At 39.0% G+C, this 14,013-nt stretch carries 12 protein-coding genes, 2 tRNA genes and 1 pseudogene; 1 reads left to right on the top strand and 14 read right to left on the bottom strand.

Translation table 11 applies throughout. From position 1 onward, the window contains the following. Window positions 1-14: 14 nt before the first annotated feature. The 14 genes and pseudogenes from ACFILL_RS05275 to ACFILL_RS05210 all read right to left on the bottom strand — a co-directional run bounded on the left by ACFILL_RS05275 (window position 15) and on the right by ACFILL_RS05210 (window position 13,583). A complete protein-coding gene (locus ACFILL_RS05275) occupies window positions 15-1,484 on the bottom strand; it encodes an NADH-quinone oxidoreductase subunit M (protein ID WP_273791287.1) in 1,470 nt (489 codons plus the stop codon). After that, window positions 1,484-3,448, bottom strand: coding sequence for an NADH-quinone oxidoreductase subunit L (gene nuoL / locus ACFILL_RS05270; RefSeq protein ID WP_375643442.1), 1,965 nt, complete (start codon window positions 3,446-3,448; stop codon window positions 1,484-1,486). Before nuoL ends, ACFILL_RS05275 begins: the two co-directional genes overlap by 1 nt. Before the next feature lie 6 nt (window positions 3,449-3,454). Beyond that, window positions 3,455-3,763 carry an NADH-quinone oxidoreductase subunit NuoK gene (gene nuoK, locus ACFILL_RS05265; protein ID WP_273791275.1) on the bottom strand — a complete coding sequence of 103 codons (309 nt, stop codon included), beginning with the start codon at window positions 3,761-3,763 and terminating at the stop codon, window positions 3,455-3,457. Between the two features lie 13 nt (window positions 3,764-3,776). Further along, on the bottom strand, window positions 3,777-4,397 hold the full coding sequence (locus tag ACFILL_RS05260) for an NADH-quinone oxidoreductase subunit J (RefSeq protein ID WP_273791276.1): 621 nt from the start codon (window positions 4,395-4,397) through the stop codon (window positions 3,777-3,779). 94 nt (window positions 4,398-4,491) lie between these two features. Further along, on the bottom strand, window positions 4,492-4,983 hold the full coding sequence (nuoI, locus tag ACFILL_RS05255; protein ID WP_273723184.1) for an NADH-quinone oxidoreductase subunit NuoI: 492 nt from the start codon (window positions 4,981-4,983) through the stop codon (window positions 4,492-4,494). Between the two features lie 14 nt (window positions 4,984-4,997). Continuing rightward, complete coding sequence (gene nuoH, locus ACFILL_RS05250) at window positions 4,998-6,044, bottom strand: NADH-quinone oxidoreductase subunit NuoH (protein WP_375643443.1); 1,047 nt, start codon at window positions 6,042-6,044, stop codon at window positions 4,998-5,000. Between the two features lie 27 nt (window positions 6,045-6,071). Beyond that, on the bottom strand, window positions 6,072-8,141 hold the full coding sequence (gene nuoG / locus ACFILL_RS05245; RefSeq protein WP_273791277.1) for an NADH-quinone oxidoreductase subunit NuoG: 2,070 nt from the start codon (window positions 8,139-8,141) through the stop codon (window positions 6,072-6,074). A 68-nt stretch (window positions 8,142-8,209) separates the two neighbouring features. Further along, window positions 8,210-9,514, bottom strand: coding sequence for an NADH-quinone oxidoreductase subunit NuoF (gene nuoF / locus ACFILL_RS05240; protein WP_273791278.1), 1,305 nt, complete (start codon window positions 9,512-9,514; stop codon window positions 8,210-8,212). A 145-nt stretch (window positions 9,515-9,659) separates the two neighbouring features. Next, window positions 9,660-10,332: pseudogene (gene nuoE, locus ACFILL_RS05235) on the bottom strand (NADH-quinone oxidoreductase subunit NuoE). Further along, a complete protein-coding gene (locus ACFILL_RS05230; RefSeq protein ID WP_375643441.1) occupies window positions 10,332-11,522 on the bottom strand; it encodes an NADH-quinone oxidoreductase subunit D in 1,191 nt (396 codons plus the stop codon). The pseudogene nuoE and the gene ACFILL_RS05230 overlap by 1 nt, the downstream one beginning before the upstream one ends. 121 nt (window positions 11,523-11,643) lie before the next feature. Continuing rightward, window positions 11,644-12,255 carry an NADH-quinone oxidoreductase subunit C gene (locus tag ACFILL_RS05225; protein WP_273791281.1) on the bottom strand — a complete coding sequence of 204 codons (612 nt, stop codon included), beginning with the start codon at window positions 12,253-12,255 and terminating at the stop codon, window positions 11,644-11,646. Between the two features lie 14 nt (window positions 12,256-12,269). Then, window positions 12,270-12,851 (bottom strand): NADH-quinone oxidoreductase subunit B family protein, encoded by a 582-nt coding sequence (locus ACFILL_RS05220; RefSeq protein ID WP_273791282.1) that lies wholly within the window; start codon window positions 12,849-12,851, stop codon window positions 12,270-12,272. Further along, window positions 12,842-13,207, bottom strand: a complete 366-nt coding sequence (locus ACFILL_RS05215; protein WP_005773599.1) for an NADH-quinone oxidoreductase subunit A — start codon at window positions 13,205-13,207, stop codon at window positions 12,842-12,844. Before ACFILL_RS05215 ends, ACFILL_RS05220 begins: the two co-directional genes overlap by 10 nt. A gap of 299 nt (window positions 13,208-13,506) precedes the next feature. Beyond that, window positions 13,507-13,583: transfer RNA gene (locus ACFILL_RS05210), tRNA-Asp, on the bottom strand. Window positions 13,584-13,756: 173 nt separating this feature from the next. Between ACFILL_RS05210 and ACFILL_RS05205 the strand changes: the two genes are divergently transcribed. Continuing rightward, window positions 13,757-13,832: transfer RNA gene (locus ACFILL_RS05205), tRNA-Val, on the top strand. Window positions 13,833-14,013: the final 181 nt, after the last annotated feature.

Here is a 14,013-nt window from a genome sequence, read left to right as displayed (position 1 = left end):
CATTCTTCCCTTATCTAGTGCAGTTTATTGATGAGGGTTTCTACGGAAAACGCCGTTGCCTTAAGAATAGGCGTTGGATAGATACCAAAGAATATTGTAAGAATAACCATTGGATAAAGGAGGAATTTTTCTCTTAAAGAAAGATCTATTAATACTTTTAAATTCTCTTTATCCAAGGAACCAAAAACCACACGCCGATAAAGATAAAGGGCATAGGCTGCCGATAAGATAACACCTGTTGTTGCTAAAACAACAACTAATTTATTTACTTGAAAAACACCTATTAAGGTTAAAAACTCACCCAAAAATCCTGAGCTTCCAGGCAAACCAACATTTGCCATAGTGAAAATTAAGAAAACAACAGCATATTTAGGCATATTATTCACTAAACCACCAAACGCTGAAATTTCACGTGTATGCAAGCGATCATAGATAACCCCAACACAAAGAAACAATGCTGCTGAAACAATTCCATGGGATAGCATCTGATAAATAGCCCCTTGTATCCCCTGTTCATTTGCAGCAAAAATACCCATTGTCACATACCCCATATGCGCTATTGAAGAATAAGCAATAAGTTTTTTGATGTCACTTTGAACAAGTGCAACCAGTGATGTATAAATAATAGCGATAAGCGATAATGTGAAAACAAAAGGCGCAAAATCTGCTGAAGCGATAGGAAACATAGGCAAAGAAAAACGAAGAAAACCATACCCACCTAATTTGAGTAAGACACCAGCTAAAATAACGGAACCCGCTGTCGGTGCTTCTACGTGAGCATCAGGGAGCCATGTATGAACTGGCCACATTGGCATTTTAACTGCGAAAGAAGCAAAAAATGCAAGCCATAGCCATATTTGCATATGAGCAGGAAACTGATAATTGAGTAAAGTTGGTATATCAAGTGTCCCAGCCTCCCAATACATAACCATAAGAGCAACCAGCATAAGCACTGAACCAAGTAAAGTATATAAGAAAAACTTTATACTTGCATAAACACGACGTGCTCCTCCCCATACACCTATAATGATAAACATTGGAATAAGGCTGCCTTCAAAAAAAACATAGAATAGCATTGCATCAAGAGCACAAAAAACGCCAATAATCGCAACTTCTAGAAGAAGAAACGCAATCATATAAGCCTTTAATCTCTCTTTAACATTCTCCCAACTTGCTAAAATACAGAAAGGCAAAAGAAAAGCCGAGAGAACAACAAAAAGAATAGAAATACCATCAACCCCCATATGATAGCTAATACCCCCCCCTAACCAACTGGATTTTTCAACCATTTGAAAATTTTGGTTGCTAGAATCAAATCCTATCCAAATAATTAAAGAAATAATAAAAACAAATAGAGTCGTAAAAAATGCGACATTACGTATATTATGGCGTGCTACTTCACTATCATCTTTGATAAACAAAATCAGAAGCACACCAACAAGCGGCAAAAATGTAACCGTAGAAAGAATAGGCCAATCGGTCATTAGTTTACGCCCCCGATCATCATCCATGTAATGAGCAATGCAACGCCGATAAGCATTGCAAATGCATAGTGGTAAAGATAGCCTGTTTGCATTCGAACAACTCTATTTGTAATATCAACAACACGCGCTGCAATACCATTAGGGCCTAGACCATCAATAATCTTACCGTCTCCCACTTTCCAAAGAAAAGAACCAATTCTAAAGGTAGGACGAACAAACAAAAAGTTATATAATTGATCGAAATACCATTTTTGGTAAAGAAAGTTATATGTTCTTGGCATAATACGAACCATTTTCTTAGGAAGAGATGGAATAGAAACATAAAATAAATAAGCTAAGATAAACCCAAGAAGCATCGCTATAAATGGCGACCATTTTACCCAATTAAAGACATGGTGGGCATCATGAAGAATGTGATTATGGCTGCTTGTAAATAATGCTCCCTTCCAAAAAGCATTATACAACTCACCAAAAAAGTAAGGTTGGAAAACGACACCAGAAAATATTGCTCCAATAGATAAAAGAAAGAGTGGAATCAACATAACTGGAGACGATTCATGAACATGATGCATCACATCAACTGTTGCCCGTGGTTTACCATGGAATGTCATAAAGATAAGCCGCCATGAATAGAAACTTGTTAAAAAGGCAGCAAAAACAAGAAGATAAAAAGCATATCCTGAAGCAATATTATGAGATGCAAAAGCAGACTCTATAATCGCATCTTTTGAGAAAAAACCTGCAGTCCCGAAAAGTGTTCCTGGAATTCCAACACCGGTCAAGGCAATGGTCCCGACCATCATCATCCAATAGGTGACCTTTATATGTTTGCGTAACCCACCCATTTTTCGCATATCTTGTTCATCAGATACAGCATGAATCACAGAACCTGCACCAAGAAACAATAAGGCTTTAAAAAAAGCATGCGTAAAAAGATGAAAGACAGCAGCGCCATAAGCTCCAACACCTAATGCCACAAACATATAACCAAGTTGAGAGCATGTAGAATAAGCAATAACACGCTTAATATCATTCTGCACCAACCCCACAGTTGCTGCAAAAAACGCTGTTGTTGCACCAACAATAATAATCACGGTCAAAGCAGTCGAAGAAAGTTCAAAAATTGGCGACATACGCGCAACCATAAAAACACCAGCCGTTACCATTGTAGCAGCATGAATAAGCGCTGATACAGGGGTTGGTCCTTCCATTGCATCAGGCAGCCAAGTATGTAAAAGAAATTGTGCGGATTTTCCCATCGCACCAATAAATAATAAAAGACATGTAATGGTAATTGCCGTCTGCCCATCAAATTGCCAATCTAAAAATGTCATATTTTGTATAAAGCTCTTGTCGGCAGCTTTTGCAAAAATAGAGGCAAAATCAACCGATTGGAACAAAACAAAAACACTAAAGATTCCTAAGAGAAAACCAAAGTCTCCAACACGGTTAACTACAAAAGCTTTCATTGCGGCCTTATTAGCAGAATCGCGCTGAAACCAAAAACCAATGAGTAAATAAGAAGCAAGTCCGACACCTTCCCATCCAAAAAACATCTGAATCAAATTATTGGATGTGACCAACATAAGCATCATAAATGTAAATAAAGAAAGATAAGAAAAAAAACGAGACCTTGAAGGATCATGATGCATATAACCAATTGAATAAATATGCACCAATGCCGAAACACTGTTTACAACAATAAGCATGACAGCTGTTAATGCATCAACATGTAAAGCCCAATTAAAGCTTAAGTCACCAACAGTCATCCAATGTAATACCGATACATCAATCGCTGGAATATGACCAAGTGCAGTACTGAAAAATGCTATCCACGATAATATGGCAACAACAACCATAAAGCTACATGTTATCAATTCACTCGCACGATCTCCTATCGTTTTTCCACCTAGTGCAGCAATTAAAAAACCCAAAAGCGGAAGAAAGACAATCGTATAATACATCACTGGTTAGCCTTTCATTACATTAACATCTTCAACCGCAATGGAACCACGATTACGGAAAAAAACGACCAGAATTGCTAAACCAATGGCAGCTTCAGCAGCTGCTACGGTTAAGACAAATAAAGCAAATACCTGACCAACGAGATCATGAAGAAATGCTGAAAATGCAACAAAATTGAGATTAACTGAAAGCAATATAAGCTCAATGGACATCAAGATAATAATCACGTTTTTTCTGTTGAGAAAAATTCCAGCAATACCAATTGTAAACATCAAAGCAGAAACAGTGAGATAATGTGTAATATCAATATACATCTACATAGCCCCCTTATATACCTTTGCCTGATTCAACTTGTTTGATTTCAATAGCACTTTCTACCGTTCTAGAAACTTGCTCCGCAATAGATTGCCGCTTTACTCCTAATTTATGACGAAGTGTTAGAACAATAGCTCCAATCATTGCAACCAATAAAATCATTCCAGCAATTTGAAAATAGAAAACATAATCCGTATAGAGAATATCACCTAATGCTTGTGTATTTGTTCGCTGGGCTAAATCTGGCATTGGTTGCGTAACATGCGTTCTCAAGATTGGAGAAAAATAGCTACTCATAAAAACAACAATCAATTCTACAGCGATAATAACACCAATAAGAGCTCCAATAGGAGCATACCGAAGAGTTCCACTCTTTAACTCAGCAAAATCAACGTCAAGCATCATAACGACAAATAAAAATAAAACAGCGACAGCTCCAACATACACAACAAGCAGAATAAGCCCTAAAAACTCTGCCCCTGCAAGTAAAAACAAAGCTGCTGCATTAAAAAATGCGAGGATTAAAAACAAAACAGAATGCACTGGATTGCGTGCTGTAATAACAATAACTGCACTTGTTAGCATAATAAAAGCAAACAAATAGAAAAATGCCGCCGCTAGATCTGTTAGCATAGGCTTCTCCTTAATTATTCAAACAATTGGTATAAACTTCATACCAGATTACAATTTATCGGAAAAATATCCGACACCTCATTTAACGATACACTTAACGATAAGGCGCATCCATCAATATATTTCGAGCAATTTCTCGCTCCCAGCGATCTCCATTCAATAAAAGCTTTTCTTTATCATAATAAAGTTCTTCACGTGTTTCCGTCGCAAACTCAAAATTTGGACCTTCGACAATAGCCTCAACCGGACAAGCTTCTTGACAAAAACCACAGTAAATACATTTAACCATATCGATATCATAACGGACAGTTCTACGTGTACCATCATTGCGCCGTGGCCCAGCTTCAATTGTAATCGCTTGAGCAGGACAAATCGCTTCACATAATTTACAAGCAATACACCGTTCTTCACCATTTGGATAGCGACGCAATGCATGCTCACCGCGAAAACGCTGAGATACAAAACCTTTTTCATAAGGATAATTAATCGTGGGCTTTGGTGAAAAAAATTGGCGCATAGCTAAGAAAAAAGCACTCACAAATTCCAATAGAAGAAGTGACTTTGCCGCCTGAATGAAACCTGACATCGTAAAATCTCCTCTTAAACGAAATCCGTAAACTTTAAAAAAGCAGCAGTTATCACAACCATTGCTAGTGAGAGAGGAAGAAAAACCTTCCAACCAAGCCGCATGAGCTGATCATAGCGATAACGTGGAACAAATGCTTTAACTATAGCAAACCAAAAAAATACAAAACAGACTTTTAAAACAAACCAAATGATACCAGGAACCCAATTAAGCCACCAAACATCTAAAGGAGGCAGCCAACCGCCTAAAAATAGAATGGTTGTTAATGCGCACATTAAAACAATCGCAACATATTCACCTAAAAAGAATAGCATGTAAGGCGTTGAAGAATATTCTACCATATGACCAGCAACAAGTTCAGATTCTGCTTCCACCAAATCGAATGGAGGACGGTTTGTCTCTGCAAGCGCAGAAATAAAAAATATAATAAACATTGGAAAAAGGACCAACCAATTCCAATCGAGAAAACTGTTAAAAGGAAGACCAAGAGTTGTACCAAAACCATGACTTTGTTTAAGAACAATTGTTGTAAGATCCAACGAACCACTCACTAAAATAACGGTCACAAGCACAAAACCAATGGAAACTTCATAAGAAACCATTTGTGCCGCCGAACGAAGAGCTCCTAAGAAAGGATATTTTGAATTTGATGCCCATCCCCCCATAATAACACCATAAACTTCAAGAGATGAAATGGCTAAAATATAAAGCAAGCCAACATTAATCTTCGCAACCTCCCAACCCTCATTGACAGGAATAACAGCCCAAGTTGATAAAGCAAGTGTCGCTGAAACAAAAGGAGCCAAAAGAAAAACCCCCTTATTTGCACCTGCTGGGATAATAGGTTCTTTCACAACAAATTTAATTAAATCTGCAAAAGACTGTAACAATCCCCATGGACCAACAACGTTTGGTCCACGACGCAATTGTACCGCAGCCCAAATTTTTCTATCTGCGTAAAGAAGGTAAGCAACTAAGACCAAAAGAACGACCAAAAGAAGAAGTGTTTTTCCGATTATAATGAGTAATGGCAACAGCCAAGTCATAAAGAAATCATACATCATTATTCTTTTTCCTTTGCCCTTACTTTACAGTACAGTTTGCGTAGAACGATTTTTTGCAAGAGATGAACATTTAGCCATAACAGCAGAAGCACGTGCTATCGGATTTGTTAAATAAAAGTCTTTAACCATAGAAGTAAATGTTTGACTCTCGAGAGAAACCATTTTTGAACCAAGCGCCTTAAGACCACTTATATCAGAAGGCACTATATCATCAACAGCACAAAGGTGTGGATAATCATTAAACAAGCATTGCCTTAATTGAGGAAGAGAATCAAAAGGGAGTTTTTGTCCTAAAATATCCGATAAAGCACGCAAAATAGCCCAATCTTCTTTTGCTTCACCTGGAGCAAAACCAGCCCGATTTGTCATTTGAACACGTCCTTCTGTATTCACATAAAGCCCTGATTTTTCAGTGTAAGCAGATGCAGGCAAAATAACATCAGCAGCATGTGCACCATTATCACCATGGCTCCCAATATAAACTGTAAAAGCTTTTGTATTGGCTAATTCTACTTCATCAGCACCAAGCAAAAATAGAACTTCACAGGTTTTAAGTATATTTGCAACCCCAAGCTTAGAAGTAAAGCCTATGTCTAACCCTCCAACAATCGATGCTGCATTATGAAGAACCCCAAACCCATTCCATGTCTCACTCAGAGCACCAATATTATCAGCTAATTTAGCAAGACTTTTTAAAACAGATAAACCTTCATTTCCTGAAACAGCCCCCTCTCCGATAAGAATAAGGGGCCTCTTCGCTTCTTTTAAGACATTAAAAAAAACATCCTCTCCACGAATAAGTGTCGTTAATGTATCACTCCCAGATCCAAGGTAAGAATAAGGATAACGTAAATCGACTTTCTCTCCAATTAATGCAATAGGAAAATTGCCCATCCGTTGGCGCTTTAAAATACGCGCATTTAAAACAGCTGCTTCATGACGTGGATTAGATCCCACAATAAGCAGTGCATCAGCCTGTTCAATACCTACAATTGTAGGATTAAAAATATAACTCGAGCGTCCAAACTCTGGCGATAAAGCCCCCCCTCTTTGACGACAATCAAAAAGCGTTGAGCCCAAAGAGCTCAATAATGTTTTAAGGGCATACATTTCTTCAACAGAAGCAAGATCTCCAGCAATGGCTCCAATTTTTTCTGGAAAAATTTTAGAGATCACCATTTTAATTTTTGCAAAAGCTTCTGTCCAACTGACAGGTTGAAGCTTTCCATCTTTGCGTACATATGGCTTATCAAGCCGCTGAGTCCGTAATCCATCCCAAATAAAACGCGTTTTATCAGAGATCCATTCCTCATTTACATCTTCATTCGTACGCGGCATAATCCGCATAACTTCACGGCCGCGGCTATCAATACGGATAGCACTACCAAGCGCATCCATCACATCAATCGATTCCGTTTTTACCAATTCCCACGGACGGGCATGAAACGCATAAGGTTTTGAAGTTAAAGCTCCCACTGGACAAAGATCAATAACATTTCCCTGTAACTCAGATGTCATAGCTTTTTCAAGATACGTCGTAATTTCAGCATCTTCACCACGACCGATCAAACCAAGCTCAGAAATACCTGCAACTTCCGTTGTAAAACGAACACACCGTGTACAATGAATACATCGTGTCATAACAGTTTTGACAAGAGGTCCAATATATTTATCTTCTACAGCACGTTTATTTTCTGTATAACGAGAACAATCTCGTCCATAAAGCATTGCTTGATCTTGAAGATCACACTCTCCCCCTTGATCACACACTGGACAATCCAAAGGATGATTAATGAGAAGAAATTCCATAACACCTTCACGTGCTTTTTTTACCATCGCCGTATTGGTAAAAATTTCAGGTGCTTCACCGTTAGGCCCTACTCGTAAATCACGAACCCCCATAGCACAAGAAGCCTGAGGTTTTGGAGGACCACCCTTAACCTCAACTAAACACATACGACAATTTCCAGCAATTGATAAAGATTCATGAAAACAAAAACGTGGCACTTCAACACCCGCCGCCTCAGCAGCCTGAAGCAACGTGTAGTAATCAGGAACTTCAATCTCTTTGCCATCAACTTTGATATTTATCATCACCCATCCAACCTGCGGATAACCCACTTAAAATTTGCATTCGGTTGCTCTTAGAACAAAATCCGTTATTAAACCGCTTCTAAAGCAATATTTTTGCTTTGGACTACATTTCGCGTGTATTCATCAATTCTACGCTCGATTTCCGGACGAAAATTACGTATCAACCCCTGTACAGGCCATGCGGCAGCATCACCAAGCGCACAAATAGTGTGTCCTTCAACCTGTTTAGACACTTCAAACAAAAGATCAATCTCGCGTTTTTGCGCTCTTCCTTCAACCATACGCCCTAAAAGACGCATCATCCACCCCGTCCCCTCACGACACGGTGTACACTGACCACAACTCTCGTGCTTGAAAAAAGCAGCTATACGCCAAATTGCCTTGATAATATCGGTTGATTTATCCATAACAATCATTCCCCCTGTGCCAAAAGAAGACCCGACATCTCTCATCCCATCAAAATCCATGATCGCATCGATCATATCCTCACCACGAACGACTGGACAAGAAGCCCCCCCTGGAATAACCGCTAAAAGATTATTCCATCCACCACGAACACCACCCGTATGTTTTTCAATTAATTCACGGAATGAAACACCAAGAGCGTCTTCAAAGGTACAAGGTGCATTAACATGCCCTGAAACCATAAATAATTTCGTTCCAACATTATTTGCTCGTCCAATTGATGAAAACCACGAAGCACCCCGCCGCAAAATCGTTGGAACAACGGCAATAGACTCTACATTATTTACTGTTGTTGGACAGCCATAAACCCCCATATTGGCAGGAAATGGTGGCTTAAGCCGAGGTTGCCCCTTTTTTCCTTCAAGACTTTCAAGAAGAGCCGTTTCTTCACCACAAATATAAGCACCAGCTCCATGATGAATAACAATATCACAAGCATGCCCATATTTCGTTTTTTTGCCAAGTAAACCCGCATCATAGCACTCATCAACGGCAGCTTGAAGCGCTTCACGTTCACGAATATATTCACCACGAATATAAATAAAAGCAACATTGGCTCCCATAGCAAAAGTAGCGATTACACATCCTTCAATCAAAGTATGGGGGTCATGACGTAAAATATCACGGTCTTTACAAGTTCCAGGTTCAGATTCATCGGCATTGACAACCAAATAATGAGGACGCCCATCATTCTGCTTTGGCATAAAGGACCACTTCATTCCAGTAGGAAAACCAGCACCACCACGACCGCGTAAACCCGATGCCTTCACTTCGTCAATGATCCAATCACGACCTTTGTCAATCATCTCTTTCAGACCATTCCAATGCCCACGCAACATCGCAGCCTTTAATGATTTGTCTTTTAAGCCATAAATATTGGTGAAGATACGATCTTTATCAGCTAGCATACCTCACCTTTTTTCTATTACCCATAGCATTTTCCGCTTTTCCTCAAATGCAATTTTTAAATATCTTTTCAAGACTTCTTACTTTTCGTTAAATGTTGCCATCATGGGTAGAATAATAAAATATTTTTTCAAGAAAAATACTTAATTATGTTCCCATTCTTTCCTTATCCTTTTTTGGTGAAGACTTGAGAGATCTTTTTTTCTTTCTCATCATCAATAAGAGAAGTTAAACCACTAATCGGTTCCGACGATTTACGACTATTTTGTGGACCAACCGCTATCTCAGAACTTTCACCTGCTTCAAATGCATCAATAATTTCTTCAAGGCGTTCAGCTGTAAGATCTTCATAAGTATCTTTAAAAATCATAACCATCGGAGCATTAACACAAGCACCAAGACACTCTACCTCTTCCCATGATAAGGTTCCATCCTGATTGGTCGCAAAAGGTTCATGATGAATTTTTTTCTGACAAACTTTAATCAATTCATCAGAACCACGTAACATACAAGGCGTTGTACCACAAACTTGAATATGCGCTTTTGTTCCAACAGGCTTAAGCTGAAACTGAGTATAAAAAGTAGCAACTTCTAAGACACGGATATAAGCCATGGAAAGAATCTGAGCAATATGCTCAATCGCAGCACGTGTCACCCAACCATCTTGCTCTTGAGCGCGCATTAATAATGGAATTACAGCAGACTGCTGACGCCCTACAGGATATTTTTTTATGGTATTTTGTACCCATATCTGATTTTCTTTTGTAAAAGAAAACTCAGCCGGCTGATAAACATCATCTGCAAGACGGCGTACGGACATTAGCGATCAACCTCCCCAAAAACAATATCAATCGAACCCAAAATAGCTGTAGCATCTGCCAACATATGACCTCTGGTTAAAAAATCCATAGCTTGGAGATGAGCAAACCCAGGAGCACGCAACTTGACACGATAAGGCTTATTGGTCCCATCAGAAACAAGATAAACACCAAACTCACCCTTCGGAGCTTCCACAGCAACATATACTTCTCCAGGAGGTGTATGAAAACCTTCCGTATAGAGTTTAAAGTGATGAATCAGTGCTTCCATCGAGCTTTTTATTTCACTCCGCGTCGGTGGTACGATTTTGCGATCCAAGCTCGAAACCGGTCCATTTTTTTCAGTACTCAGTAAACGCTCCACACATTGGCGCATGATTTTAGCTGATTGACGCATTTCTTCCATACGAATAAGATAGCGATCATAACAATCGCTATTTTTACCTACAGGAATATCGAATTCCATTTCATCGTAACATTCATAAGGCTGACTTTTACGCAAATCCCATGGAACACCAGCTCCACGAATCATAACCCCAGAAAAACCGCGTGCCCAAGCTTCATCAATACTTACAACGCCAATATCCACATTACGCTGCTTAAAAATCCGATTTGGGGTCACAAGCGCATCAAGTTTTCCGAGAGAAACAAGAAATGGATCAATAAAATCACCAATATCTTCAACTAAAGATTCTGGTAAATCTTGATGCACGCCACCGGGACGAAAATAATTTGCATGAAGACGAGCACCACAGGCACGCTCATAAAAAATCATCAACCTTTCACGTTGCTCAAACCCCCAAAGCGGTGGTGTTAAAGCGCCAACATCCATTGCCTGTGTCGTTACATTAAGCAAATGATTAAGAATACGCCCAATTTCAGAAAACAAAACACGTATTAATTGCCCTCTTTTAGGAACTTTAATATCTAATAACTTTTCAATAGCAAGAACAAAGGCATGTTCCTGATTCATAGGAGCAACATAATCCAAACGATCCAGATAAGGACCCGCTTGAAGATAAGTCTTTGTTTCCATTAATTTTTCAGTACCGCGATGCAACAACCCAATATGTGGATCTACACGCTCAACAACTTCACCGTCCAACTCCAGAACCATGCGCAAAACCCCATGCGCGGCAGGATGCTGCGGACCAAAATTGATATTAAAGTTTCGAACATTGACCTCAGCCACAATCAACCCCTTGCTTTTTAAAAAACTTCATATCAAATATCAAAAAAATCTATCACGCTAAAAAATATTTAATTATTTAAGAAATACAGTACTCTAATATAATGCCTTATCAAAACCAATATTATTTTTTTTCATCTGCTTTTCCATCACGTGGCAAAGTATACTGTCCTCCTTCCCAAGGAGACAGAAAATCAAAATTACGCATCTCTTGGCGCAAAACAACAGGCTCATAAATCACCCTCTTTGCTTCATTATCATAACGGCATTCAACAAATCCTGTCACAGGAAAGTCTTTGCGTAAAGGATATCCTTCAAACCCATAATCTGTTAAAATCCGTCTCAAATCCGGATGTCCTGAAAATAAAATCCCATACATATCATACGTTTCTCGTTCATACCACTCTGCACCAGGATAAACCGTACAAGCTGAAGCAACAGGAGTATTTTCATCAGTACGAACCTTTACACGTAAGCGTAAATTCTCACGAGGAGATAACAATTGGTAAGAAACATCAAAGCGCTTATCGCGAGAAGGATAATCCACACCACTAATGTCTGTAAGATTAATAAATTGACAGCGAGAATCATCTCGAACAAACATTAAGACATCGATAATTGCATCAAGACGTGCCACAATGGTCAATTCACCAAAAGCAAGAACAGTCTCTTCAAGCTTATTTTTTAACTTGTTTTCCAAATAAGCAGCAAGTTCAACCAATGTTTCATCCACCATGACAAGAAAACTCTCTATCGCTCTATGGATCCGGTACGACGGATTTTTTTCTGTAACAACAATATGCCGTATAATAATGCCTCTGCTGTAGGTGGACACCCTGGAACATATATATCGACAGGCACGATACGATCACATCCCCGCACTACTGAATAGGAATAATGATAATATCCCCCACCGTTTGCACATGACCCCATAGAAATCACATAACGTGGCTCAGGCATCTGATCATAAACCTTCCTTAAAGCAGGCGCCATCTTATTTGTGAGCGTACCAGCAACCACCATCACATCGGACTGGCGGGGTGAAGCTCGTGGTGCATATCCAAAACGCTCATTATCATAATGAGGCATTGAGCATTGCATCATTTCGATAGCACAACAAGCCAAACCAAAACTCATCCACATTAAAGAACCGGTACGTGCCCAAGTAATCAAAGCATCTGCCGAGGTAACTAAAAAACCCTTATCTGATAATTCAGCATTGATATCACGAAAAAACTTATCATCAGATCCTATCAGCCCACCAGTATTTGGATCAATGATTCCTTTTGGTTTTGGAGCTGTAATCGTTGAATTATTAGATCTTAATTCCATTCAAGGGCTCCTTTTTTCCATTCATATATAAATCCAATAGTCAAAATCGCTAAAAACACAATCATCGACCAAAAGCCAAACATACCTATTGATTCGAATGAAACAGCCCAAGGAAAAAGAAAAGCAACTTCAAGATCAAAAATAATAAATAAAATTGATACCAAATAGAAACGAATATCAAACTTCATGCGTGCATCACTAAATGAATTAAACCCACATTCATAAGCCGATAACTTTTCAGGATCGGGGGAACGATATGCTACAATGTAAGGTGTAATCAACAAAACTCCAGCAATAACCGCTGACACAATAATGAAAATCAAGACTGGTAAGTAAGAGCTCAATAAATAAGCCATAACCCTCTTCCATCGTAACGAAATGCCTGAGTTTAACACAATGATTCAATATTGCGAGACCAAACAGACAAATTTAACAATCGCTCTATTAACTCTATTCATACTGCTTCAAAGGCATACAGAGCGATACTTTTCTTATCGGCATAGGTAACGCAGAGCAAAGAAAGACGCAAGCCCTATTCTTATAAACCATATAAAAAGAAAGAAAAAACATATTTATCCCCCAATCAAATACTCCACCACCTCACTTATAGCATATGGATACTTAAAAAAAGGAAATTTCATAAGGAATCAAGAAATGGCGCGAGTGACGGGGCTCGAACCCGCGACCTCCGGCGTGACAGGCCAGCACTCTAACCAACTGAGCTACACCCGCGCATTTTTTTCGAACCAATTTAATTTGGTACAAGCGGTCGTGTAAGGGGTTCACGCGTTTATGTCAAGAAGGATTATGCATTTTTAAAAAAAATTATCAAATACCATCTTTATTCTTGCGTTTAGAAAAATTTTTCCTTAAAGAGTCTCCATTCAATTGCTGATCATTGCATTGGGCGATTAGCTCAGCTGGTAGAGCGCCTCGTTTACACCGAGGATGTCGGGAGTTCGAGTCTCTCATCGCCCACCATATAGCTTTATATTCCTATTAAGCTGTTGATTCTTCATATGTTTTTTTAAGTGAGGGACGCGTAAATAAAAGTTAGGGAATAGGATTTTGCAACACGTCTCTCTAATTATTACGAATCAAGAGTTCTTTTCGGGGTGGTTTTTTAGCAAAACCAGAGGTCCAAAGGGTCTCTAATTCTAAA

The sequence above is a fragment of the Bartonella sp. AP20NXHL genome (assembly GCF_042196165.1).
Taxonomy (GTDB): domain Bacteria; phylum Pseudomonadota; class Alphaproteobacteria; order Rhizobiales; family Rhizobiaceae; genus Bartonella.
Note: the sequence above shows the minus strand (reverse complement) of the source record. Positions and strands in the feature narration are given on the sequence as shown.